The organism is Nocardioides marinisabuli, assembly GCF_013466785.1.
In the GTDB taxonomy this organism is placed as follows: Bacteria; Actinomycetota; Actinomycetes; order Propionibacteriales; family Nocardioidaceae; genus Nocardioides; species Nocardioides marinisabuli.
On sequence record NZ_CP059163.1, the window covers coordinates 1,909,493 to 1,931,465 of the forward strand.

Below are 21,973 nucleotides of genomic sequence, written 5' to 3' on the forward strand. Positions count from 1 at the left end.
TGCTCAGACGCGGTGGGGACGGGAAAAGGGGGCACCCCGCAGGAAGTTTTTTTCTCGGGCGGGCCTCAGCGGGCGCGGCGTGACATCCGCTCGAGGTCCATGATGACCACCGAGCGGGGCTCCAGGCGCAGCCAGCCGCGCGAGGCGAAGTCGGCGAGCGCCTTGTTGACCGTCTCGCGGGAGGCGCCGACCAGTTGGGCGAGCTCCTCCTGGGTGAGGTCGTGGTGCACGTGCACGCCGTCGTCGGCGGTGCGCCCGAAGCGGTCGGCGAGGTCGAGCAGCGCCTTGGCCACGCGGCCGGGGACGTCGGAGAAGACCAGGTCGGCCACGACGTCGTTGGCCTTGCGCAGGCGGCCGGCGAGCTGGGTGAGCAGGCCGCGGGCGACGACCGGGCGGCCCTCGAGCCAGCGCAGCAGGTCCTCGTGGGACAGCGAGGCGAACGACGCGTCGGTCACCGCGGTCACGGTCGCCGAGCGAGGGCCGGGGTCGAAGAGCGAGAGCTCGCCGAACATCTGGCCCGGGCCGAGGATCGCGAGCAGGTTCTCGCGGCCGTCGGAGGAGGTACGGCCGAGCTTCACCTTGCCCTCGAGCACGATGTAGAGCTTGTCGCCGGAGTCGCCCTCGCGGAACAGCACGTCACCACGGCGCAGCCGGCTCTCGGTCATGGACGTGCGCAGCGCGGACGCAGCCTCGTCGTCCAGGGCGCTGAAGAGTGGGGCCTGACGCAGTACGTCGTTGTCCACCGGACCTCCTGTAGGCGTGCGGGTGCTCGAGACTCGACCGCGCAGGGGCGCACGGATGTGGGCAATGCTATCCAGTGGACTTGCTCACACGCATCATCGCCCCTCTTAGGCGCGGCGGCCCCGGCCCCGGCGCTGCCCCGGCGCCGGACCGGCGCCGGTCCTGCCGGAGGCGTCGGTGCCGTCTCGTAGGCTGGCGGGGTGCCCGCCGCCGAGACCCCCACCGCCCTCGTGCGACGCGCCCGCAAGACCCACCGGGTGCTGGCCGAGACCTACCCCGACGCGGCCTGCGAGCTCGACTTCGACGACCCGTTCCAGCTGCTGGTCGTCACCGTGCTCTCCGCGCAGACCACCGACCGGCGGGTCAACGCGGTGCGTCCGACCCTCTTCGCGGCCTTCCCCGACGCCCGGGCCATGGCGGCGGCCGACCGGGCCGTGCTCGAGGAGATCGTCGGTCCGCTCGGCTTCTTCCGCGCCAAGACCGAGTCGCTGCTCAAGCTGTCGGCCCACCTGGTCGAGCACCACGACGGCGCCGTGCCGCCGCGGCTGGTCGACCTGGTCAAGCTGCCCGGGGTGGGGCGCAAGACCGCCAACGTGGTGCTCGGCAACGCCTTCGACGTCCCCGGCATCACCGTCGACACCCACTTCGGCCGGCTCGCCCGCCGCCTGGGCTGGACCGACGAGACCGACCCGGTCAAGGTCGAGCACGCGGTGGGGGCGCTGTTCCCCAAGAAGGACTGGACGATGCTGAGCCACCGGCTGATCTGGCACGGCCGTCGGCGCTGCCACGCCCAGCGCCCGGCCTGCGGTGCGTGTCCCGTGGCGCGGTGGTGCCCGGCGTACGGCGAGGGCCCGACCGACCCCGAGACCGCCGAGAAGCTCGTCAAGACCGAGGCGCGCCGGTGACCCGACGTCGCCTCGTGCCGGCCCTGGCGGCGGCCGCGCTGCTGCTCAGCGCGTGCGCGGGCGAGGACGGCTCGTTCGTCGCCGCGCCCGGCCCGGCGCAGATCGACGTCGACACCGCCGCCCTGCGCGAGGCGAAGGCCGACGCCGGGATCGAGGAGTGCCGGCCCGGGGACGCCTCGGCCGGCCCCGTCGAGGGCGGTCTGCCCGCGCTGGAGCTGCCGTGCTTCGGGGGCGGCCCGGCCGTCGACCTGTCGACGCTGCGCGGGCCGCTGGTGCTCAACGCCTGGTTCGCCACCTGCGCCCCCTGCAAGCGCGAGCTGCCGGTGCTCCAGGACTTCTACAGCCAGCACGGCGACCGGGTCGACGTCCTCGGTGTCGACTTCGCCGACCCGATCACGGAGGGGGCCATGGAGCTGCTCGTCGACAGCGGGGTGACCTACCCGCAGGTCGCCGACACCCAGGGGGAGCTGCAGGTCGACCCGGTGGTGCGCGCGGTCGCCTTCCCCACCACGGTGCTGGTGGGTGCCGACGGTGTCGTCGAGGCCGTCCTGCCGGTCGAGATCCGCAGCGTCGAGCAGCTCGAGGACCTGGTCGCCGAGCACCTGGGGGTCGAGCTGTGAGCGACCCCGGAGGCGCTGGCGGGCACGGCGGGCTCGGTGGGGACGGCGGGCACGGCGGCTCCCTGGCCCCGTTGCCCGAGTGGCTGCTGCCGGTCCAGCAGGGCGCCGCCTCGATCACCGCCGACCACCTGACCCGCTTCACCCCGCCCGCCGACGGCAGCGCCCGCCTCGGGGCGGTGCTGATGCTCTTCGCCGAGGGCGCCCAGGGCCCCGAGCTGCTGCTGACCGAGCGTGCCCACGACATGCGCTCGCACCCGGGCCAGGTCTCCTTCCCCGGCGGCGGGCTCGACCCCGGCGAGACCGCGGTGCAGGCCGCGCTGCGCGAGGCCGAGGAGGAGGTGGGCCTGGAGCCCGCCGAGGTGCGGGTCTTCGCGACCCTGCCCGACCTGTGGCTGCCGCCCAGCAACTTCGCCGTCACCCCCGTGCTGGGCTGGTGGGCGCACCCCAGCGGGGTCCACATCGCCAGCCGCGACGAGGTGCACGCGATCCACCACGTGCCGATCAGCGAGCTGCTCGACCCCACGCACCGCGTCACGGTCCGCCATCCCCGCGGCTACCAGAGCCCGGGGTTCATGATCGGTCCCGACAACGACGTCATCCTGTGGGGCTTCACCGGCGGCATCATCGCCAAGCTCTTCGACTTCCTCGGCTGGACCCAGCCGTGGGACGAGACGCGGGTGCGCGACCTGCCCGACTACATGTTGGCCGCCGACCCGCGGCCCACCCCGGGGCTCCTCGACATCGAGGACGAGCCCGACCGACCCCACGAGGACATCTGACGTCATGAACCTGCTCGACTGGCTGCTGGTCCTCCTCGTCGTCGCCTACGCCCTCTCCGGCTACTGGCAGGGGTTCATCACCGGCGCGTTCGCGACCGCGGGCCTGCTGGCCGGCGGCCTCTTCGGCATCTGGCTCGCGCCGATCGCGCTGGGCGAGGCCAACCCCTCGCTGCTGGTGACCCTGGGCGCGTTGTTCATCGTGATCCTGGCCGCCTCGCTGGGCCAGGCGACCCTGCAGTACGTCGGTGCCCGGCTGCGCTCGCGCATCACCTGGCAGCCCGTGCGTGCCCTCGACGCGGTGGGCGGCGCGGCGCTGAGCGCGGTCGCGGTGCTCCTGGTGGCCTGGGCGCTGGGCGTGGCCGTCTCGGGCTCGCGGATCGCGGGCGTCACCCCGATGGTGCGGGCCTCGACGGTGCTGGCCAAGGTCGACTCCGCGCTGCCGCAGTCGGCCGGCGGCCTGCTCCAGGCCTTCAACACCGTCGTCGGCACCAGCTTCTTCCCCCGCTACCTCGAACCCTTCGCCCCCGAGCGGATCGTCGAGGTCGGTCCCGGCTCCGAGCGGATGCTCCAGCGCCCCGCGGTGCAGCAGGCCGCGCCCAGCGTGCTGAAGATCCGGGGCGCCAACTCGTGCGGCAGCGGGGTCGAGGGCAGCGGGTTCGTCTACGCCCCCGACCGCCTGATGACCAACGCCCACGTGGTCGCCGGCGTCGACAACCCGCAGGTGCAGACCGAGGGCGGGCCCGTGGACGGGCAGGTCGTCTACTACAACCCCGACGTCGACGTCGCGGTCATCTCCTTCGACTCCGGCACCCTGCCCGCGCTGGACTTCGCCGACGCCGCCCCGCGGGACGCCGTGGCGGTCCTGGGCTACCCGCTCGACGGGCCCTACGACGTGCGGGCCGCCCGCATCCGCGCCGAGCAGCGGCTGCGCTCGCCCAACATCTACGGCGACGGCACGGTGATCCGCGAGGTGTTCTCGCTGCGCGGGCTGGTGCGCCCCGGCAACTCCGGTGGCCCGATCGTCTCCACGTCGGGCGACGTCGTGGGCGTGATCTTCGCGGCCTCGGTCACCGACGGCGACACCGGTTACGCCCTGACCAGCGACCAGGTCGAGCAGGCGGCCGAGCAGGGCCGGGCCGCCACCGGGGCGGTCTCGACCGGAGCCTGCGCTTAGCGCGCAGCCGTGACCGAGGAACGAGGTCGCGGCGTGGGTGCGCAAAGGTCGAGCAAGCCGCGCGTCCGAGGAACGAGGACGCGCAGGGCGGGTCGAGACCCAGGCGGGCTCAGGCGGAGTGCTTGCCCTTGAGGGCCGAGGGGATCTGCTTGCCCTGGCTGATCGCCTTCTCGGGCGGGCCGACCTGCTTGACCTTCTTCACGCCGACCAATACGAGCAGCCCGGCCAGGGCGACGTACGCGCCGAAGACGATCAGGAACGCCCAGTGCAGCGACAGGCCGGAGCCGTTCCAGTGGATGAAGTAGGCGATCGCCACAGAGAGCATGATGATCGCGAGCACGCCGATGAAGCCGGCGGCCGCGAACAGGCCGACGCCGATGCCGCCGGCCTTGACGCTCACCTTCAGCTCCGACTTGGCGAGCTCGATCTCCTTGGAGATCAGGGTCGAGATGTCGCGGCTGGCGTCGGTGACCAGACGCCCGATGGTGGGATCGGTGTCCTTGACCGGCTCGATGGCCATGCGGTTGCTCCCAGGTGGTGAGTCGGGTGTCGGGTTCTGACCCTACAAGCCCGGCACCCCTCCCGTGCCGCCAGTGGGGTGAGGCTCAGGCAGGCGGGGTCGCCGGGTCCTTGTCGCCGGTCTGGTAGACGTCGGGGATGTCGTCGCGGTCCTCGTCGACCTGCTCGGCGTCCCAGAGCTTCTTGTAGACCCGGTTGCGGGCGCGCAGCACGATCGTGGCCAGCAGCACGGCAAGCAGCGAGCCGATCAGGACGCCGACCTTCACGTGCTCCTCCCGCTCCGGGGAGCCGGCGAAGGCGAGCTCTCCGATGAGCAGCGAGACCGTGAAGCCGATACCGGCCAGCAGCGAGAGCCCGACGACGTCGATCCAGGCCAGGTCCTCGTCGAGGTCGGCCTTGGTGAACTTCGCCAGCAGCCAGGTGGAGCCGGTGATGCCGATCGTCTTGCCGAGCACGAGGCCGGTCACGATGCCGATGGCCACCGGGTCCTGCAGCGACTCGACGAGGCCGCTGAAGCCGCCGACGGTGACGCCGGCGGCGAAGAACGCGAAGACCGGGACGGCGAAGCCCGCGGAGATCGGCCGCACCAGGTGCTCGAGGTGCTCGGCGAGGCCGGGCTTGTCGTCGTCGCGGTCCTTGCGCAGCACCGGCACGGTGAAGCCCAGCAGCACGCCGGCGACGGTCGCGTGCACGCCGGACTCGTGCACGAGCACCCACGCGACGAGCGCGAGCGGGATGAGCAGCACGCCCCGGAAGATGCGCATCTGCACCAGCACCGCGAAGACCAGGATCGGCAGCAGCCCCAGCGCCAGGAAGAGCAGGTCGAGCTCCTCGGTGTAGAAGAGCGCGATGATCGTGATGGCCAGCAGGTCGTCCACCACGGCCAGGGTCAGCAGGAAGGTGCGCAGGCCCGAGGGCAGGTGGGTGCTGATGACCGCCAGGATCGCGACCGCGAACGCGATGTCGGTGGCGGTGGGGATCGCCCAGCCGCTGGGCCCGCCGTCGGCGAGGGTGAAGTTCCAGGCCAGGTAGATCAGCGCGGGCGCGACCATGCCGCCGACGGCCGCAGCCATCGGCAGTGCGGCCCGCTTGGGGTCGCGCAGGTCGCCGGCGACGAACTCGCGCTTGAGCTCGAGGCCCACGACGAAGAAGAAGATGGCCAGCAGCCCGTCGGCCGCCCAGGTGCCGATGCTCAGGTCGAGGTGCAGGGTGAAGGCGCCCAGGTCGAGCGGCTCGCTGAGCGGCTTGAAGTCGCGGATCGCCTCGTAGGTGCTCGCCCACGGGGTGTTGGCCCAGACGATCGCGATGAGGGCACCCGCGATGAGCAGCAGGCCGCCGGTGGTCTCGGCCCGCAGCACCCCCGCGATGCGGGAGTCCTCCAGGAAGCTGCCGCGCGAGAAGAGGCGGGTCGAGCCCGACGAGCCGGACGTGTCGGGGGGAGTGGGGCTGCTGGAGTTCACGAGGTCTCCTCGGATCGGTCAGCGGTCATGGGCAGGGCCCGTCGACAGGGGTCGACGGACGAGCTGCCGACCAGACTTCCCGGCGCACCAGGCGCCCACTCTACCGGCGTACGACCCCACCCCCCACCGCCGACCCGGCGCCAGTTCCGCGCCGAGCCGGCGCCACTTCCCGCCCGGCGAGGGAAGTAGCGCCGGCTCGCGGAGGAAGTAGCGCCGGCTCGCGGAGGAAGTAGCGCCGGCTCGGGGCTACTCGTCGCTCTTGCCGGTCGAGGCCCCCGCCGCGATCAGGTCCATCACCGAGGAGTCGGCGAGGGTGGTGACGTCGCCGACGTCGCGGTGCTCGGCCACGTCGCGCAGCAGGCGGCGCATGATCTTGCCCGAGCGGGTCTTGGGCAGCTCGGGGACGATCATGATCTGGCGCGGCTTGGCGATCGGGCCGATCTCCTTGCGCACGTGGTTGCGCAGCTCCTCGACGATGTCGGCGCCGCCGTCGCCGGCCTCGTCGCGCAGGATGACGAACGCGCAGACCGCCTGGCCGGTGTCCTCGTCCTTGGCGCCCACGACCGCGGCCTCGGCGACCTTGGGGTGCGAGACCAGGGCCGACTCGATCTCGGTCGTCGACAGGCGGTGGCCCGAGACGTTCATGACGTCGTCGACGCGGCCCAGCACCCACAGGTCGCCGTCGTCGTCGAGCTTGGCGCCGTCGCCGGCGAAGTAGAAGCCGAGCTTCTCGAAGCGCGACCAGTAGGTCTCCTTGAACCGCTCGTCGTCGCCCCAGATGGTGCGCAGCATGGCCGGCCACGGCTTGGTCAGCACCAGGTAGCCGCCGGCGCCGTTGCCGACCGGCTCGCCCTGCTCGTCGACGACCTCGGCGCTGACGCCGGGGATCGGGATCATCGCCGAGCCGGGCTTGCCGTGGGTCACGCCCGGCAGCGGGCTGATCATGATCTGGCCGGTCTCGGTCTGCCACCAGGTGTCGACGACCGGGGTGCGGTCGCCGCCGATGACGTGGCGGTACCAGACGTAGGCTTCCGGGTTGATCGGCTCGCCCACCGAGCCCAGGACCCGCAGGCTGGACAGGTCGTGCGCGTCGGGGATCTCGCGGCCCTGCTTCATGAACGAGCGGATGGCGGTCGGGGCGGTGTAGAAGATCGAGACCTTCAGCTCCTCGACGATCTTCCACCAGCGCCCGCGCTCGGGGGAGTCGGGCGTGCCCTCGTAGAGCACCTGGGTCGCGCCGTTGGCCAGCGGGCCGTAGACGATGTAGGAGTGCCCGGTCACCCAGCCGATGTCGGCGGTGCACCAGTAGACGTCGTCGGGCTTGAGGTCGAAGACCGCCCAGTGCGTGTACGCCGCCCCGGTGAGGTAGCCGCCGGTGGTGTGCAGGATGCCCTTGGGCTTGCCGGTGGTGCCGGAGGTGTACATGACGTAGAGCGGGTGCTCGGCGTCGAAGGCCTCGGGGGTGTGCTCGGTCGAGGCGGCGTCGACGCTGTCGTGCCACCACACGTCGACGTCGTCGTCCCAGCCGTCGAGGTCCTGGCCGGTGCGGCGCACCACGAGCACCTTCTCGACCGTGTGGCCCAGCTCGGCGGCCTTGGTGCGGGCCTCGTCGACGGCGGGCTTGAGCGCCGAGGCGCTGCCGCGGCGGTAGCCGCCGTCGGCAGTGACGACCACCTTGGCCTGGCAGTCCTCCAACCGCGAGGCCAGCGCGTCGGAGGAGAACCCGCCGAAGACCACGGTGTGCGGGGCGCCGATGCGGGCGCAGGCCAGCATCGCCACGACGGCCTCGGGGATCATCGGCATGTAGATCGCGACCCGGTCGCCGGTCCGCACGCCCAGGTCGACCAGGGTGTTGGCGGCCTGGCTGACCAGGTCCTTGAGCTCGGCGTAGGTGATGTCGCGGGTGTCGCCGAGCGGCTCGCCGACGAAGTGGAAGGCGACCTTGTCGCCGCGGCCGGCCTCGACGTGGCGGTCGACGCAGTTGTACGCCGCGTTGAGGCGCCCGCCCTCGAACCACTTGGCGAAGGGCGGGTCGTCCCAGTTGAGCACCCGGTCCCAGGGGGTGGCCCAGTCCAGGCGCCCGGCCTGCTCGGCCCAGAAGCCCTCCGGGTCGCGCTCGGCCGCGGCGTACGCCTCGGCGGTGACGTTGGCGTTCGCCGCCAGGTCGGCCGGCGGCTCGAAGCGGCGGTCCTCCTTGAGCAGGTTCGACAGGGTCTCGTCGCTCACGTCTCTTCGTCTCCTTCGTCGGCGGGTGCGTGGTGGGGCCGTCGTCACACTAGGACGCCCGGGCCGGTGGGGGGAACGGCCCCACCGGCCACGGGTGCGTGCTCAGAGGTCGATCTCGCCCGCCTGGTGCTGCGCGACGAGCTTGGTCTTGCCGGGGTAGCGGATCTCCTCGACCAGCTCCTGCATGATCGGGGACGGCTTCGTGGTGAACTGCGAGACCACGATCGTGACCGTGAAGTTGATCAGCATGCCCACGGTGCCGAAGCCGGTCTCGGGGATGCCGAGGATGCCGTCGGAGTTCCCGTAGATGTCGATCGTCCAGATCATGTAGGCCAGCGTCACCGTCAGGCCGGTCAGCATGCCCGCCACCGCACCCTTGGCGGTGCAGTTCTTCCAGAAGATGCCGAGCACCAGGATCGGGAAGAAGCTGGCCGCCGCCAGCCCGAAGGCGAGCGCGACCACCTGGGCCACGAAGCCCGGCGGGTTGATGCCGAAGTAGCCGGCCACCAGGATCGCCCCGGCCATCGCGATGCGCCCGACCATCAGCTGCTTGGCCTCGGTCGCGGCCGGGTTGATCTTCTTGTAGTAGACGTCGTTGGCCACCGACGAGGAGATCACCAGCAGCAGGCCCGAGGCGGTCGAGAGGGCCGCGGCGAGCGCGCCCGCCGCGACCAGGCCGACGATCGGTGCCGGCAGGCCGCCGATCTCGGGGCTGGCCAGCACGATGATGTCGTTGTTGATGACCGTCTCGGTCGCGAAGTCGATGACCCCGTTGCCGTTGGCGTCGGTCGCCGAGACCAGGCCGACCTCCGACCAGGTGCTGAACCAGCCCGGCTCCGAGCCGATCGCGGTGCCCTCGAGGTCCTGGAGGATCTGCAGCTTGGTGAAGGCCGCCACCGACGGCGCGGTCGTGTAGAGCAGGGCGATGAAGAAGATCGCCCACAGCGCGCTGTAGCGGGCCGCGCGCACGCTCTTGGCGGTGTAGAAGCGCACGATGACGTGCGGCAGGCCCGCGGTGCCGAACATCAGCGCCGCGGTGATCAGCACCATGTTGGGCATCGAGGTCTGCGTGAAGGCCTCGGTGTACGCCGCCAGCCCGAGGTCCTGCTGCAGGCCGTCGAGCTCGGCGAGGATGTCGCCGAAGCCGATCTGGGGCACGGGGATGCCGGTGACCTTCGCGGACACCGCGAACGCCGGGATCATGTAGGCCACGATCAGCACGGAGTACTGCGCCACCTGGGTCCAGGTGATGCCCTTCATGCCGCCGAGCACGGCGTAGAAGAAGACGACCGTCATGCCGATGACGACGCCGGTGGTCGTGCCGACCCCGAGGAACCGGGTGAAGACCAGGCCGGCGCCGGCCATCTGGCCCGCGACGTAGACGAACGAGACGACGATCGCTGCGACCACGGCCACCAGCCGGGCGGTCTCGGAGTACCGGTCGCCCACGAAGTCGGGCAGCGTGTACTTGCCGAACTTGCGCAGGTACGGCGCCAGCAGCAGCGCCAGCAGCACGTAGCCGCCGGTCCAGCCGAGCAGGAAGACGCCGCCGGCGTAGCCGTTGTAGGCGAAGGCCACGATGCCGGCCAGCGAGATGAACGACGCCGCGCTCATCCAGTCGGCGGCGATCGCGGCGCCGTTGGCCACGGCGGGGATGCCGCCGCCGGCGACGTAGAAGCCGGAGGTGGTGCTGACCCGGCTGGCGTAGGCGATGTAGATGTAGACGCTGAAGGTGATGACCGTGAAGATCAGCGTCCAGAGCTGGATGTCGCTCACGAGTGGTGCACCTCCTGCTCGTACTCCTCCACGCCGAACTCCGCGTCGAGCTTGTCCATGCGCCACACGTAGACCGCGATGATCGCGACGAACGTGATGATCGCCCCCTGCTGGGAGAACCAGAAGCCGAGCGGGAACCCGGCGACCACGATCTCGTTGAGCGGCTCCACGAACAGGATCCCGGCGCCGAACGACACCAGGGCCCAGATCGTCAGCAGCACGGCCATCAGCCGCACGTTGCGGCGCCAGTACTCCCGGCGCTGTGCGTCATCCATCGCTTCCTCCTCGTCTCGACGTCGCGTGAGGTGGACCACACGTCAGGTCGTCGAGACGGGATGCAAGCGCCTGGGTGGTGCCCGCCACAAGAGGTCGGCGTGACACCGGTCACAGTTTGCGACGAGCGGCCGGGTGGCTGCGACGAGCGGCGGGCGGACACCGTCGGAGGTCGCCATCCGTGGGGTTCACGGGGCGTCACCGACCGCTCGTCGCCGCGCGCCGACCGCTCGTCGCACGACGTACGACGCTCGGCGGGCGCCGGGCCGCCGCCCCTGCCGTGACGTGGGTCACTCGTCGTAGCCTCCGAGCATGACCACCCGCGCCGGCGCTCCCGCCACCACCGCCCCGACCGGCCCGCGACGCACCGCCGCCCGGCCGCGGCGCGGCGGCGAGCCGGGCCGCCGCAGCCTGCTCGGTGCCAGCCTGCTGGTGCTCTTCGGCTCCTTCATGCCGTGGGTCGACACCCCGCTCGGCACGGTCCTGGGCGGGCAGGGTGCCGGGCTGTGGACGTTCTACGCCTGCATGCTCGGCCTCGCCGGGGTGATGGTCCCGCTGCGCGGGCTGGCGGTGGCGCAGGCCGCGCTGCTGGGAGTCGTGGCGCTGGCGCTGCCGCTGTGGCAGGTGGGCCACCTGCTGAGCCTCGTGGGCACGGCGGGCTGGATGCCCGGTCCCGGCCTGGTGCTGGTGCTGGGCGGCGGCGTGCTGGCCTGCGTCAGCGCGGTGCGGCTGCACCGCGGACCGCGCGAGGCCTGAGCCTCACCCGCGGGGCGGGACCCGCGGCGGGAGCCGGTGCAGGGTGACCTCGCCGAGCCCACCGTCGTCGACCACCGCGGTCAGGTAGGTGCAGTGCGGCTGGCGGCGCCGGTCGGTGGGCGAGCCCGGGTTGAGCAGCCGCAGGCCACCGGGCGTCGTGGTGTCCCACGGGATGTGGCTGTGGCCGAAGACCAGCACGTCGAGGTGCGGGTAGGCCGCGTCGCAGCGCTGCTCGCGACCCTGCTTGGCCCCGGTCTCGTGGACCACCCCCAGGCGCAGCCCCTCGACCTCGGCCTCGGCCACCAGCGGCAGCCGCTCGCGCAGCACCCCGTGGTCGTTGTTGCCGTGCACCGCCACGAGGCGCGCGCTGCGCGCCTCGAGCTCGTCGAGCAGGGCCACGTCGACCCAGTCGCCGGCGTGGACGACAACGTCGGCCTCCTCGACGGCCGCCCACACCTCCTCGGGCAGCGCCTTGGCGCGCAGGGGGAGGTGGGTGTCGGCGATGATCAGCAGTCGGGTCGGCACCGCCCCAGTGTGCGCCGTGGGGTGTGCGCCCCCGGGACCGACGGTGAGGTCGTGAGGGGCGTGAGGCCGTGAGCGGAAGTTGACGGGAGCGACGCGCCAGGCGCACGCGGGCTGAAACCTGCGCTCGGGAGGCTGGCGGCACGCCGGTCACCGACTGGTCGGCGCGCACCCGTCCCGTGCTCCTCCGAGGAGAACCGCCATGACCACCCTGCAGCCCACACCCCCCGCCGCGGCGCCGCCAGCCAGCCCAGCCAGCCAGGCCGGCCCGGCCGCCGCCCCGCCGGCACGGCGCACCCGGCGCTGGATCGACGACTGGCGCCCGGAGGAGCCGGACTTCTGGGAGGGCGGCGGCAAGCAGGTCGCGCGCCGCAACCTCGGCTGGTCCATCTTCGCCGAGCACCTCGGCTTCTCGGTGTGGCTGATCTGGAGCGTGTCGGCCGCGATGCTGGGCAGCCGCTTCGGCTACAGCCCCCAGCAGCTGTTCTTCCTGGTCGCGGCGCCCAACCTGGTCGGCGCGCTGATCCGGATCCCCTACACCTTCGCGGTGCCCCGCTTCGGTGGCCGCAACTGGACGGTGGCCAGCGCGCTGCTGCTGCTGGTGCCCACCGTGCTGTTCGTGGTGGCCGTCCAGCACACCGGCACGCCGTACTGGGTGATGGTGCTGATCGCGGCCACCGCCGGGCTCGGCGGCGGCAACTTCGCCTCCTCGATGGCCAACATCAACGCCTTCTACCCCGCCGACAAGAAGGGCGCCGCGCTCGGCCTCAACGCCGCGGGCGGCAACATCGGCGTGGCGGTCATCCAGTTCGCGCTGCCGGTGATCGTGGGCGGGGCCGGGGTCTTCGGGCTGGTGCAGGCCGCCGAGGGCGGCATCCACCTCGAGCGGGCCGGCTGGGTGTACGTCGCCCTGGCCGTGGCCGCCGCGCTGGGCGCCTACTTCTTCATGGACAACCTCGGCACCGCCACCGGCTCGACCCGCGAGAGCGCCGCGGTGCTGCGCCGGCCGCAGACCTGGGTGATGAGCTTCCTCTACATCGGCACCTTCGGCTCCTTCATCGGCTACTCCGCGGCGATGCCGCTGCTGATCAAGGTGAACTTCTCGGTCGTCGACCCGGCGAGCGGAGCGGTCACCGGCGGCATCAACTTCGTCTTCTACGCCTTCCTCGGCGCCCTCGTCGGCTCCTTCACCCGGCCCTTCGGCGGCTGGCTGGCCGACCGCTTCGGTGGCGCCCGGGTGACCCTCGCGGCGTTCGGCGCGATGATCGCCGCGACCTGCGCGGTGCTGTGGACGCTGAGCCAGGTGGTGGCCAACCCCACGGGCGACAGCGCCGTGGCCGACGCCAACTCGTCCTGGTTCCCGCTCTTCCTGGCCTTCTTCCTGTGCGTCTTCGCCGCCACCGGCGTCGGCAACGGCTCGGCCTACCGGATGATCCCGACGATCTGGCGCCACCAGCACACCGCGGGCACCGCGGCCGGCACTCCCGAGCACCGTGCCGCGCTGCTGCGGGCGACCAAGGAGTCCTCGGCGGCGGTCGGCATCATCGGCGCCGCAGGCGCGATCGGCGGGTTCCTGATCCCGATGATGTTCGGGGCGCCGTGGATCGCCGACCCGCTCGCGGCCGTGCAGACCGCCTTCGTGCTCTTCATCTCCTACTACGTGCTCTGTGCGCTGGTGACCTGGTCGACCTACGTCCGGCGCGGCGCCCCGCTCGCCGCGGCCCGCGCCTGATGCCCGGCGCGGCGCCCCCGCCGGGGACCCGGACCCACTGCCCCTACTGCTCGCTGCAGTGCGGCATGACCCTCACCGGCTCCGGACGCGGCGGGACGCGCCTGGAGGTGCAGCCGTGGGAGGAGTTCCCGGTCAACGAGGGGGCGCTGTGCCGCAAGGGGTGGACCGCCGGCGGGCTGACCGGGAGCCGCGAGCGGCTGACCACGCCGCTGCTGCGCGACCGGGCCACCGGCGAGCTGCGGGCGGCCTCCTGGGACGAGGCGCTCGACCTGGTCGCGGCCCGGCTCGACCACTTGCGCGCCGAGCACGGCGCCGACGCGATCGGGGTCTTCGGCGGCGGCGGGCTGACCAACGAGAAGGCCTACCAGCTCGGCAAGCTGGCCAGGGTCGCGATCGGCACCAGCCAGATCGACTACAACGGGCGCTGGTGCATGAGCTCGGCGGCCTCGGCCGCCACCCGCACCTTCGGGATCGACCGGGGGCTGCCCTTCCCGCTGGCCGACGTCGAGCAGGCCGACGTCGTGGTCCTGGTCGGCTCCAACCTGGCCGAGACCATGCCGCCGGCGGCGCGCCACCTCGACCGGCTGCGCCAGCGGGGCGGCAAGGTCGTGGTGGTCGACCCCCGCCGCACCCCGACCGCCGACCACGCCGACCTGCTGGTGCAGCCGGTGCCGGGCGGCGACCTGGCGCTGGCCCTGGGCGTGCTGCACCTGCTGGTCGCCGGCGGCCACGTCGACACGGCGTACGTCGAGGCGCGCACCCGGGGCTGGGAGGCGCTCGCCGACTCGGTCGCGGGCTGGTGGCCCGAGCGCGTCGAGCGGGTCAGCGGCGTGGCGGTCGCCGAGCAGCGGGCCCTGGTCGACCTGCTGGCCGGGGCGGGGCGGGTCGTCGTGCTCACCGCGCGCGGTGCGGAGCAGCACGCGCAGGGCTCCGACACCGTGCTGGCCTGGATCAACGTGGCGCTGGCGCTCGGCATGCCCGGCCGGCCGCACGCCGGCTACGGCTGCCTGACCGGGCAGGGCAACGGCCAGGGCGGCCGCGAGCACGGCCAGAAGGCCGACCAGCTGCCCGGCTACCGGATGATCGACGACCCGGCGGCCCGGGCCCACGTGGCGGGCGTGTGGGGGGTCGAGCCCGGCTCGCTGCCCGGCCGCGGGCGCTCCGCCTACGAGATGCTCGACGCGATCGGCACGCCGACGGGGCCCCGCGCGCTGCTGGTGATGGGCTCGAACATCGTGGTCTCGGCGCCCCGGGCCACGCGGGTGGCCGACCGGCTCGCCGCGCTCGACCTGCTGGTCGTCTGCGACCTGGTGCTCTCGGAGACTGCCGCCCTGGCCGACGTGGTGCTGCCGGTCACCCAGTGGGCCGAGGAGACCGGCACCATGACCAACCTCGAGGGACGGGTGGTGCTGCGACGCCAGGCCCGCCCGGTGCCCGAGGGGGTGCGCTCCGACCTCGAGGTGATGGCGGGCCTGGCCCAGCGGCTGGGCTCGCCGGTGGAGCTGTCCACGGACCCCGAGGAGGTCTTCGCCGAGCTCGGCCGGGCCTCGGCGGGCGGCGTCGCCGACTACAGCGGTATCACCTACGCGCGCATCGAGGCCGAGCACGGCGTGTTCTGGCCCTGCCCCTCGACCGAGGGGGCGCCGCACCCGGGCACCCCGCGCCTCTTCGCCGAGCGCTTCGCCACCGCCGACGGGCGGGCCCGGCTGCACCCCGTCGACCACCGCGGACCGGCCGAGCCGCCCGACGCCGACTACCCGCTGCACCTGACCACCGGCCGGGTCCTGGCGCAGTACCAGTCGGGCGCGCAGACCCGGCGCATCGCCGCCCTGCCCGACCCGGGACCGTTCGTCGAGATGCACCCCCAGCTCGCGGCCCGCCTCGGCGTCGCCGACCGGATGCTCGTCGAGGTCGCCACCCGGCGCGGCACCCTGCGCGCCCCCGCCCGGGTCGTGGCCACGATCCGGCCCGACACCGTGTTCGTGCCCTTCCACTGGCTGGGGGTCAACCGGCTCACCAACGACGCGCTCGACCCGGCCAGCCGGATGCCCGAGTTCAAGGTCTGCGCCGCGCGCGTGGGTGTCGCATGAGCCCCGAGCGGCTCGTCGTGGTCGGTCACGGCATGGCCGCGACCCGGCTGGTCGAGCAGCTCGTCGACGGCCGGTACGACGGGCAGGTCACGGTCCTGGGGGACGAGCCGGTGCCGGCGTACAACCGCATCCTGCTCTCGGCGGTGCTCGAGGGCACCCACGCCGACAGCGCGATCACGCTGCGCCGCGCCGAGTGGTACGCCGAGCACGGCGTCGACCTGCGCCTGGGCAGCCGGGTGCTGGCGATCGACCGCGAGCACCGCGACGTGATGCTCGTCGACGGCACCGTCGTGCCCTTCGACCGCCTGGTGCTGGCCACCGGCTCGCTGCCCACCCTGCCGCCCGTGCGGGGGCTGGTCACCCCCGAGGGCCGGCTGCACCCCGCGGTGCACGCCTTCCGCTCGCTGGCCGACTGCGAGCGACTGCTCGGGGCCGTGCCCGGGGCCCGCCGCGCCGTGGTCGTCGGCGGTGGGCTGCTGGGGCTGCAGGTCGCCCGCGCGCTCTCGGTGCGCGGGGTGGCGACCGAGGTCGTGGAGGGCACCGAGCACCTGCTCTCGCGGCAGGTGGGTGCGGGCGCCGGAGCGGTCCTGGCGCGCAGCCTGCGCCGGCTCGGCACCACGGTCTACACCGGCGCCCGGGCGGTGCGGCTGGTCGAGCCGACCTCCGGCGAGGGCGTCACCGGGGTGCGCCTCGACAACGGCGTCGTGCTCGACACCGACCTCGTCGTCCTCACCGCGGGCGGACGGCCGGCGACGTCGCTGGCCCGCGCCGCCGGCCTGGCGGTGCGCCGCGGGGTCGTGGTCGACGACCACCTGACCTCGCCCACCGACCCCGCCGTGCACGCCATCGGCGACTGCGCCGAGCACCGCGGCGCCACCACCGGCTTCGTGCCCCCGGCCTGGGACCAGGCCACGGTGCTGGCCCGGCGCCTCTGCGGCGACGACGTCGAGCACGCCGGGTCGCGCGGGGTGGCCCGGCTGCGGGCCACCGGCCTCGACGTGGCGGTGCTCGGCGACCCGGTCGGCGCCGAGGGCGAGGTGGTCGAGGTGACCAACCCCGTGGTGGGCAAGCACTCGCGGCTCGTGGTGCGCGACGGCGTCGTCGTGGCCGCCGCGCTGGTCGGCGACCTGTCGCGCGTCGGCCTGATCACCCAGCACTACGACCGCGGCACCGTGCTCGGCCCGCACGAGCCCGGGCAGCTGCTGCTGCCCGAGCAGGGGCCGCGGCACCCACGGCCGTCGCGCTGCCCGACGACGTCGAGGTCTGCGCCTGCGCCGGCGTGAGCGCCGGGCGGCTGCGGGCCTGCGCCGACCTCGCGCAGGCGCGCGAGCAGACCCGGGCCACCACCGGCTGCGGGTCCTGCACCGCGACCTGCGCCCAGCTGGTGGGCACCGCCGCGGCCGACCCCGCCTGTGAGGTCGTGCGGACAAAGTGACACGACGTGATCGACGAGGTCATCGCGGGGCAACGTCGCCGGCCCACTGTGGTCGAGCAGTCCCACACCACCCGAGCCCCGCCCCGGGCACCGCACCCGTGAGGGAGAACCGATGACGAGCACCACCCCCCGCCCCCGCCTGGTCGTGGTCGGCCACGGCATGGTCGGCCACCGCCTCGTGCAGGCCGCCGTCGAGCGCGGGCTGAGCGCCACGCACGACATCGTCGTGGTCGGCGAGGAGCCGCGGCCGGCCTACGACCGCGTCGCGCTGACGTCGTACTTCGCCGCGAGCGGGCCCGAGGAGCTCTCCCTGCTGCCCTCCGGCTCCTACGACGACCCCGCGGTCGAGCTGCTGCTCGGCACCGAGGTGACCGCGCTCGACCGGGCCGACCGCACGGTGGCGCTCTCCGACGGTCGGGTGCTGGGCTACGACCAGCTGGTGCTGGCCACGGGCGCGGCGCCCTTCGTGCCACCCGTGCCGGGCCGCGACCTCGACGGCTGCTTCGTCTACCGCACCATCGAGGACCTCGACGCGATCCGGGCCGCGGCCGGCCCGGCCACGGCCGGCGTCGTGGTGGGCGGCGGCCTGCTGGGCCTCGAGGCCGCCAACGCGCTGGTGCAGCTGGGGCTCGAGACCCACGTGGTCGAGATGGCGCCCCGGCTGATGCCGGTGCAGCTCGACGAGGCCGCCGGCGCCACGCTGGTGCGCCACGTCGAGGGGCTCGGCGTGCAGGTGCACACCGGCGTGGCCACCGAGTCGGTGAGCGGCGCCGACCGCGTCGACGGCCTCGTCCTGGCCGGCGGGGCACGGGTCGAGGCCCAGGTGGTGGTCTTCTCGGCCGGCATCCGCCCGCGGGACGCGCTGGCCCGAGCGGCCGGGCTCGAGGTCGCCGAGCGCGGCGGGGTGCTGGTCGACGAGCAGTGCCGCAGCAGCGACGAGCGGATCTGGGCCGTCGGCGAGTGCGCCGCGCCCGGCGGGCGGATGTACGGCCTGGTCGCGCCCGGCTACGACATGGCCGAGGTGGTCGTCGACGCGCTGCTCGGCGGGGCGGGGCGCTTCGTGGGCGCCGACATGTCCACCAAGCTCAAGCTCCTCGGGGTCGACGTGGCCTCCTTCGGCGACGCGTTCGCCACCACCGAGGGCGCCCTCGAGCTGGTCTTCTCCGACGCCGTCGCCGGGCTCTACAAGAAGCTGGTGGTCAGCGACGACGGGCGGCGCCTGCTGGGCGGGATCCTCGTCGGCGACGCGTCGGCGTACGGCGTGCTGCGGCCGATGGTGGCCAGCGGGATCGACCTGCCCGACAACCCCGAGGAGCTGATCCTCCCGCCGGGCCGCGGCGGTGCGGCGACCGGCGTCGCGTCCCTGCCGCCCGAGGCCCAGGTCTGCTCCTGCAACAACGTCACCAAGGCCGACCTGCTCGAGCGGCTCGACCAGGCGCACCCGGGCCCCGACGGGGCCGAGCACCACTGCGAGGACGTCGCCGCCCTCAAGGCCTGCACCGGCGCCGGCAGCACCTGCGGCTCGTGCGTGGGCACCGTCAAGGCGCTCGTCGAGGACCACTTCGCCGCCCAGGGCCGCGAGGTCAGCCGGGCCCTGTGCGAGCACTTCGCGCTCTCGCGCGCCGAGCTCTTCGACGTGGTGGCGATCCACGGCTACCGCAGCTTCGACGAGGTGGTCGCCGCCCACGGCACCGGCCGCGGCTGCGACGTGTGCAAGCCGACCGTCGCCTCGGTGCTGGCCAGCCTGGTCAACGAGCACGTGCTGGGCGAGCAGCGCGCGGTCCTCCAGGACACCAACGACGCGTTCCTGGCCAACATCCAGCGCAACGGCAGCTACTCCGTGGTCCCGCGCATCCCGGGCGGCGAGATCACCCCCGACAAGCTCATCGTGATCGGCGAGGTGGCCCGCGACCACGGGCTCTACACCAAGATCACCGGCGGCCAGCGCATCGACCTCTTCGGGGCGCGCGTCGAGGAGCTGCCCGTGATCTGGCGCCGGCTCGTCGACGCCGGCTTCGAGTCCGGGCACGCCTACGGCAAGTCGCTGCGCACGGTGAAGTCGTGCGTCGGTTCGACGTGGTGCCGCTTCGGGGTGCAGGACTCGGTGCAGATGGCCATCGACCTCGAGCTGCGCTACCGGGGGCTGCGCTCGCCCCACAAGCTCAAGGGCGGGGTCTCGGGCTGCGCCCGCGAGTGCGCCGAGGCGCGGTCGAAGGACTTCGGGGTGATCGCGACCGAGAAGGGTTGGAACCTCTACGTCGGCGGCAACGGCGGGGCCACCCCGGCGCACGCCCGGCTGCTGGCCGGCGACCTCGACGACGAGACGCTGGTGCGCTACCTGGACCGCTACCTCATGTACTACGTGCGCACCGCGGACCGGCTGCAGCGCACGGCGCCGTGGCTCGACTCCCTCGAGGGCGGGCTCGACCGGCTCCGCGAGGTGGTCGTCGACGACGTGCTCGGCCTGGGCAGCGAGCTCGAGGCCGCCATGGCCCGCCACGTCGCGACGTACGTCGACGAGTGGTCGGCGGTCCTCGACGACCCCGACAAGCTCGCCCGCTTCGTCTCCTTCGTCAACGCGCCCGAGACCCCCGACCCGGCCGTCTCCTTCGGCACGGTGCGCGAGCAGATCGTGCCCAACGGGCCGGTCGACCTGGGGGCCACCATCCCGGTGGGGGCACCGGCATGACCACCTCCACGAGCACCTCCACGAGCACCTCCACGAGCGCGGGGCCGGACGAGCTGCTCTGGGTGCCCGTCTGCCCGCTGGACGCGCTGGCCCGCGAGGCCGGCGTGCCGGCGCTGGTGCGCGGCGAGGCGGTCGCGGTCTTCCGCACCCACGACGACCAGGTGCACGCGCTGTCCAACATCGACCCTGTCACCGGGGCGTCGGTGCTCTCGCGTGGGATCATCGGGACACGCGGCGACGAGGTGTTCGTGGCCTCGCCGCTGCACAAGGAGCACTACGCGCTGCGTGACGGCCGGTGCCTCGACGACCCGACCCTGCGGGTCGCCGCCTACGACACCCGTGTCGTCGACGGAGAGGTCCAGGTCGGCGGGCGGCGCCCCGAGTGCCCGCAGTGACCTCCGGGAGGGCCCTGGCACCAGGCTCCGGCCCGGACGCCGAGGAGAGGGCCGAGGAGATGGACGAGTCCGGGGGCGGCAGCCTCGACGGCTTCCGCATCGGCGTCACCGCCTCGCGCAAGGTCGAGGAGCAGGTCGCGCTGATCGAGCGCCGCGGCGCCGAGGTCGTGTGGGCCCCGGCGCTCTCCGACGACCCCACCCGGGTCGACGACGCCGCGCTGCGCCGGGCCACCGAGGCCGTCATCGCCCAGCCGCCGGACCTCTTCCTCGCCACCACCGGGGTCGGCATGAGGGCGTGGCTGCGCGCGGCCGAGTCGTGGGGCTGCGCGAGGACCTCGTGGCGGCGCTGCGCCCGGCCGAGATCCTGCCCGCGGCCCCAAGAGCGTCGGCGCCCTGCGCGGCGCCGGGCTGCGCGAGCTGTGGTCGCCGGAGTCGGAGCTCTTCGAGGACGTGCTCGACCACCTGCGCGGGCGCGACCTCGCCGGCCGGCGGATCGTGGTGCAGGAGCACGGCCAGTCGCTCTCGATGGTGGCCCACGCCCTGCGCCGCCAGGGGGCCGTCGTCGACGTGGTCACCGTCTACCGCGTGGTGGGCGCCGACGACCCGACGCCGATGTTCCGCCTGGTCGACCAGATCGCCGACGGCCAGGTGCACGCCGTCACCTTCACCGCCGCGCCGGCGGTCGCGGCGCTGCTCGACGCCGCCGCGTCGGTGGGGCGGCGCGACGACGTGGTCAGCGCCTTCCAGGCCGACGTGCTGGCCGTGTGCGTCGGCCCGGTCACGGCCGCGGCCTTCGAGCTGTGGGGCGTGCCCACCGTCTACCCCGAGCGCTCCCGCCTGGTGGCGATGGTCAAGCTGCTGGCCAGCGAGCTGCCCTCGCGGCGCTCCGGCCTGGTCGTCGAGCTGGTCGGCGGGCACCAGCTGCTCCTGCACGGCGACAGCGTCCTGCTCGACGGCGCCGAGGTGCGGCTCTCGCCCGCCCCGGCCTCGGTGCTCCAGGCCCTGGTCGCCAACCCCGGCAACGTCGTGTCGCGGCGCGCCCTGCTGGCGATGCTGCCCAGCGGCACCGCCGGCTCCGAGCACGCCGTCGAGATGGCGGTCGCCCGCCTGCGCGCCGCCCTCGGCACCCGCACCGTGCAGACCGTCGTCAAGCGCGGCTACCGCCTCGCGGTCGAGCCGTGAGCCGGACGCCGCTGCTGGTCACCGTCGCCCACGGCACCCGCCGCGCCGGCGGCAACGAGACCGCGCGGCGCCTGACCACCACGGCGGCCGAGCGGCTAGGGGTGCCCGCCACGGCGGCGTACGTCGAGCTGAGCGAGCCGCTGCTCGCCGACGTGGTTGCCGGGCTGAGAGCGCCGGCGGTGGTGGTGCCGCTGCTGCTCTCGACCGGCTTCCACGTGCGCCAGGACCTGCCCGAGGCCTGCGCCGGTGCGCCGACGGGGGTGCCGGTCGCCCTGGGGCGGCCCCTGGGACCCGACCCGCTGCTGGCCCGCGCCCAGGTCGACCGGCTGGTCGAGGCGGGTGCCGAGCCGGGCTCGCCGCTGGTGATGGTGGCCGCGGGCTCCACCGACCTGCTCGCCTGGCGGGACCTGCGCGGGGCCACCCGGCTGCTGGCCGGGGCGTGGGGCGGGCGCGTGCGGCTCACGACCCTCTCCGGCTACGGGCGCCGCCCGGAGACCGTGCTGCGCGCCGGCGACGCGGTGTCGACGTACCTGCTCTCGCCGGGGCTGTTCTCGCGCAAGGTGCGCGACGTCGCCGAGGCCGCCGGGGCGGTCGCCTGCGCCGACGTCCTGGCCGAGCACCCGCTGGTGGTCGACCTCGTGGTCGAGCGCGCCCGCGACCTGCTGGCGCGGCCGGGCCGGCCCTGACCGGGCGACCTCA

General features: G+C 73.7%; 20 protein-coding genes. 13 read left to right on the forward strand and 7 right to left on the reverse strand.

The annotated features are described in order from the left end of the window. Positions 1-65: 65 nt before the first annotated feature. Positions 66-743, reverse strand: a complete 678-nt coding sequence (locus tag H0S66_RS09170; RefSeq protein ID WP_179615120.1) for a Crp/Fnr family transcriptional regulator — start codon at positions 741-743, stop codon at positions 66-68. A gap of 198 nt (positions 744-941) precedes the next feature. Here H0S66_RS09170 and nth point away from each other — a divergent pair, with 198 nt between their 5' ends. Genes nth through H0S66_RS09190 form a run of 4 tightly spaced genes read left to right on the forward strand, consistent with a single transcriptional unit; the run spans position 942 to position 4,219 of the window. Continuing rightward, positions 942-1,646, forward strand: a complete 705-nt coding sequence (gene nth / locus H0S66_RS09175; protein ID WP_179615121.1) for an endonuclease III — start codon at positions 942-944, stop codon at positions 1,644-1,646. Beyond that, positions 1,643-2,266, forward strand: a complete 624-nt coding sequence (locus H0S66_RS09180; RefSeq protein WP_179615122.1) for a TlpA family protein disulfide reductase — start codon at positions 1,643-1,645, stop codon at positions 2,264-2,266. The genes nth and H0S66_RS09180 overlap by 4 nt, the downstream gene beginning before the upstream one ends. Continuing rightward, the gene (locus tag H0S66_RS09185; RefSeq protein ID WP_258017185.1) at positions 2,263-3,045 is read left to right on the forward strand and encodes an NUDIX hydrolase; all 783 of its coding nucleotides are present in this window, start codon (positions 2,263-2,265) and stop codon (positions 3,043-3,045) included. Before H0S66_RS09180 ends, H0S66_RS09185 begins: the two co-directional genes overlap by 4 nt. A gap of 4 nt (positions 3,046-3,049) precedes the next feature. Continuing rightward, positions 3,050-4,219: a MarP family serine protease gene (locus tag H0S66_RS09190; RefSeq protein ID WP_179615123.1), complete on the forward strand. Its 1,170-nt coding sequence runs from the start codon at positions 3,050-3,052 to the stop codon at positions 4,217-4,219. A 109-nt stretch (positions 4,220-4,328) separates the two neighbouring features. On the opposite strand, the gene H0S66_RS09195 is transcribed toward H0S66_RS09190, so the two are convergent. From H0S66_RS09195 to H0S66_RS09215, 5 genes are all read right to left on the reverse strand, one after another. After that, positions 4,329-4,739 carry a phage holin family protein gene (locus H0S66_RS09195; protein ID WP_179615124.1) on the reverse strand — a complete coding sequence of 137 codons (411 nt, stop codon included), beginning with the start codon at positions 4,737-4,739 and terminating at the stop codon, positions 4,329-4,331. An 85-nt stretch (positions 4,740-4,824) separates the two neighbouring features. Next, on the reverse strand, positions 4,825-6,198 hold the full coding sequence (nhaA, locus tag H0S66_RS09200; protein ID WP_179615125.1) for a Na+/H+ antiporter NhaA: 1,374 nt from the start codon (positions 6,196-6,198) through the stop codon (positions 4,825-4,827). Positions 6,199-6,444: 246 nt separating this feature from the next. Then, complete coding sequence (acs, locus tag H0S66_RS09205) at positions 6,445-8,424, reverse strand: acetate--CoA ligase (RefSeq protein WP_179615126.1); 1,980 nt, start codon at positions 8,422-8,424, stop codon at positions 6,445-6,447. A gap of 102 nt (positions 8,425-8,526) precedes the next feature. After that, on the reverse strand, positions 8,527-10,200 hold the full coding sequence (locus tag H0S66_RS09210) for a sodium:solute symporter family protein (RefSeq protein WP_179615127.1): 1,674 nt from the start codon (positions 10,198-10,200) through the stop codon (positions 8,527-8,529). After that, on the reverse strand, positions 10,197-10,475 hold the full coding sequence (locus H0S66_RS09215; RefSeq protein WP_179615128.1) for a DUF4212 domain-containing protein: 279 nt from the start codon (positions 10,473-10,475) through the stop codon (positions 10,197-10,199). The genes H0S66_RS09210 and H0S66_RS09215 overlap by 4 nt, the downstream gene beginning before the upstream one ends. 310 nt (positions 10,476-10,785) lie before the next feature. On the opposite strand from H0S66_RS09215, the gene H0S66_RS09220 reads away from it, so the two are divergent. Then, a complete protein-coding gene (locus tag H0S66_RS09220; RefSeq protein WP_218876268.1) occupies positions 10,786-11,229 on the forward strand; it encodes a hypothetical protein in 444 nt (147 codons plus the stop codon). 3 nt (positions 11,230-11,232) lie between these two features. On the opposite strand, the gene H0S66_RS09225 is transcribed toward H0S66_RS09220, so the two are convergent. Beyond that, complete coding sequence (locus tag H0S66_RS09225; protein WP_179615129.1) at positions 11,233-11,754, reverse strand: metallophosphoesterase family protein; 522 nt, start codon at positions 11,752-11,754, stop codon at positions 11,233-11,235. Between the two features lie 199 nt (positions 11,755-11,953). Here H0S66_RS09225 and H0S66_RS09230 point away from each other — a divergent pair, with 199 nt between their 5' ends. The 8 genes from H0S66_RS09230 (at position 11,954) to H0S66_RS09260 (ending at position 21,960) form a co-directional block, all read left to right on the forward strand. Beyond that, positions 11,954-13,483 carry an MFS transporter gene (locus H0S66_RS09230; RefSeq protein WP_179615130.1) on the forward strand — a complete coding sequence of 510 codons (1,530 nt, stop codon included), beginning with the start codon at positions 11,954-11,956 and terminating at the stop codon, positions 13,481-13,483. A 65-nt stretch (positions 13,484-13,548) separates the two neighbouring features. Continuing rightward, positions 13,549-15,573 carry a molybdopterin oxidoreductase family protein gene (locus H0S66_RS09235; protein WP_246305124.1) on the forward strand — a complete coding sequence of 675 codons (2,025 nt, stop codon included), beginning with the start codon at positions 13,549-13,551 and terminating at the stop codon, positions 15,571-15,573. Continuing rightward, the gene (locus H0S66_RS09240; RefSeq protein ID WP_258017189.1) at positions 15,570-16,856 is read left to right on the forward strand and encodes an NAD(P)/FAD-dependent oxidoreductase; all 1,287 of its coding nucleotides are present in this window, start codon (positions 15,570-15,572) and stop codon (positions 16,854-16,856) included. Before H0S66_RS09235 ends, H0S66_RS09240 begins: the two co-directional genes overlap by 4 nt. Further along, the gene (locus tag H0S66_RS20440; RefSeq protein WP_258017190.1) at positions 16,853-17,008 is read left to right on the forward strand and encodes a hypothetical protein; all 156 of its coding nucleotides are present in this window, start codon (positions 16,853-16,855) and stop codon (positions 17,006-17,008) included. The genes H0S66_RS09240 and H0S66_RS20440 overlap by 4 nt, the downstream gene beginning before the upstream one ends. Positions 17,009-17,120: 112 nt before the next feature. Further along, positions 17,121-19,697, forward strand: coding sequence for a nitrite reductase large subunit NirB (gene nirB / locus H0S66_RS09245; RefSeq protein WP_179615133.1), 2,577 nt, complete (start codon positions 17,121-17,123; stop codon positions 19,695-19,697). After that, positions 19,694-20,092 carry a nitrite reductase small subunit NirD gene (gene nirD, locus H0S66_RS09250; RefSeq protein ID WP_179615134.1) on the forward strand — a complete coding sequence of 133 codons (399 nt, stop codon included), beginning with the start codon at positions 19,694-19,696 and terminating at the stop codon, positions 20,090-20,092. Before nirB ends, nirD begins: the two co-directional genes overlap by 4 nt. A gap of 417 nt (positions 20,093-20,509) precedes the next feature. Further along, complete coding sequence (locus tag H0S66_RS09255; protein WP_258017213.1) at positions 20,510-21,274, forward strand: uroporphyrinogen-III synthase; 765 nt, start codon at positions 20,510-20,512, stop codon at positions 21,272-21,274. After that, positions 21,271-21,960, forward strand: coding sequence for a sirohydrochlorin chelatase (locus H0S66_RS09260; protein ID WP_179615135.1), 690 nt, complete (start codon positions 21,271-21,273; stop codon positions 21,958-21,960). The genes H0S66_RS09255 and H0S66_RS09260 overlap by 4 nt, the downstream gene beginning before the upstream one ends. Positions 21,961-21,973 lie beyond the last annotated feature (13 nt).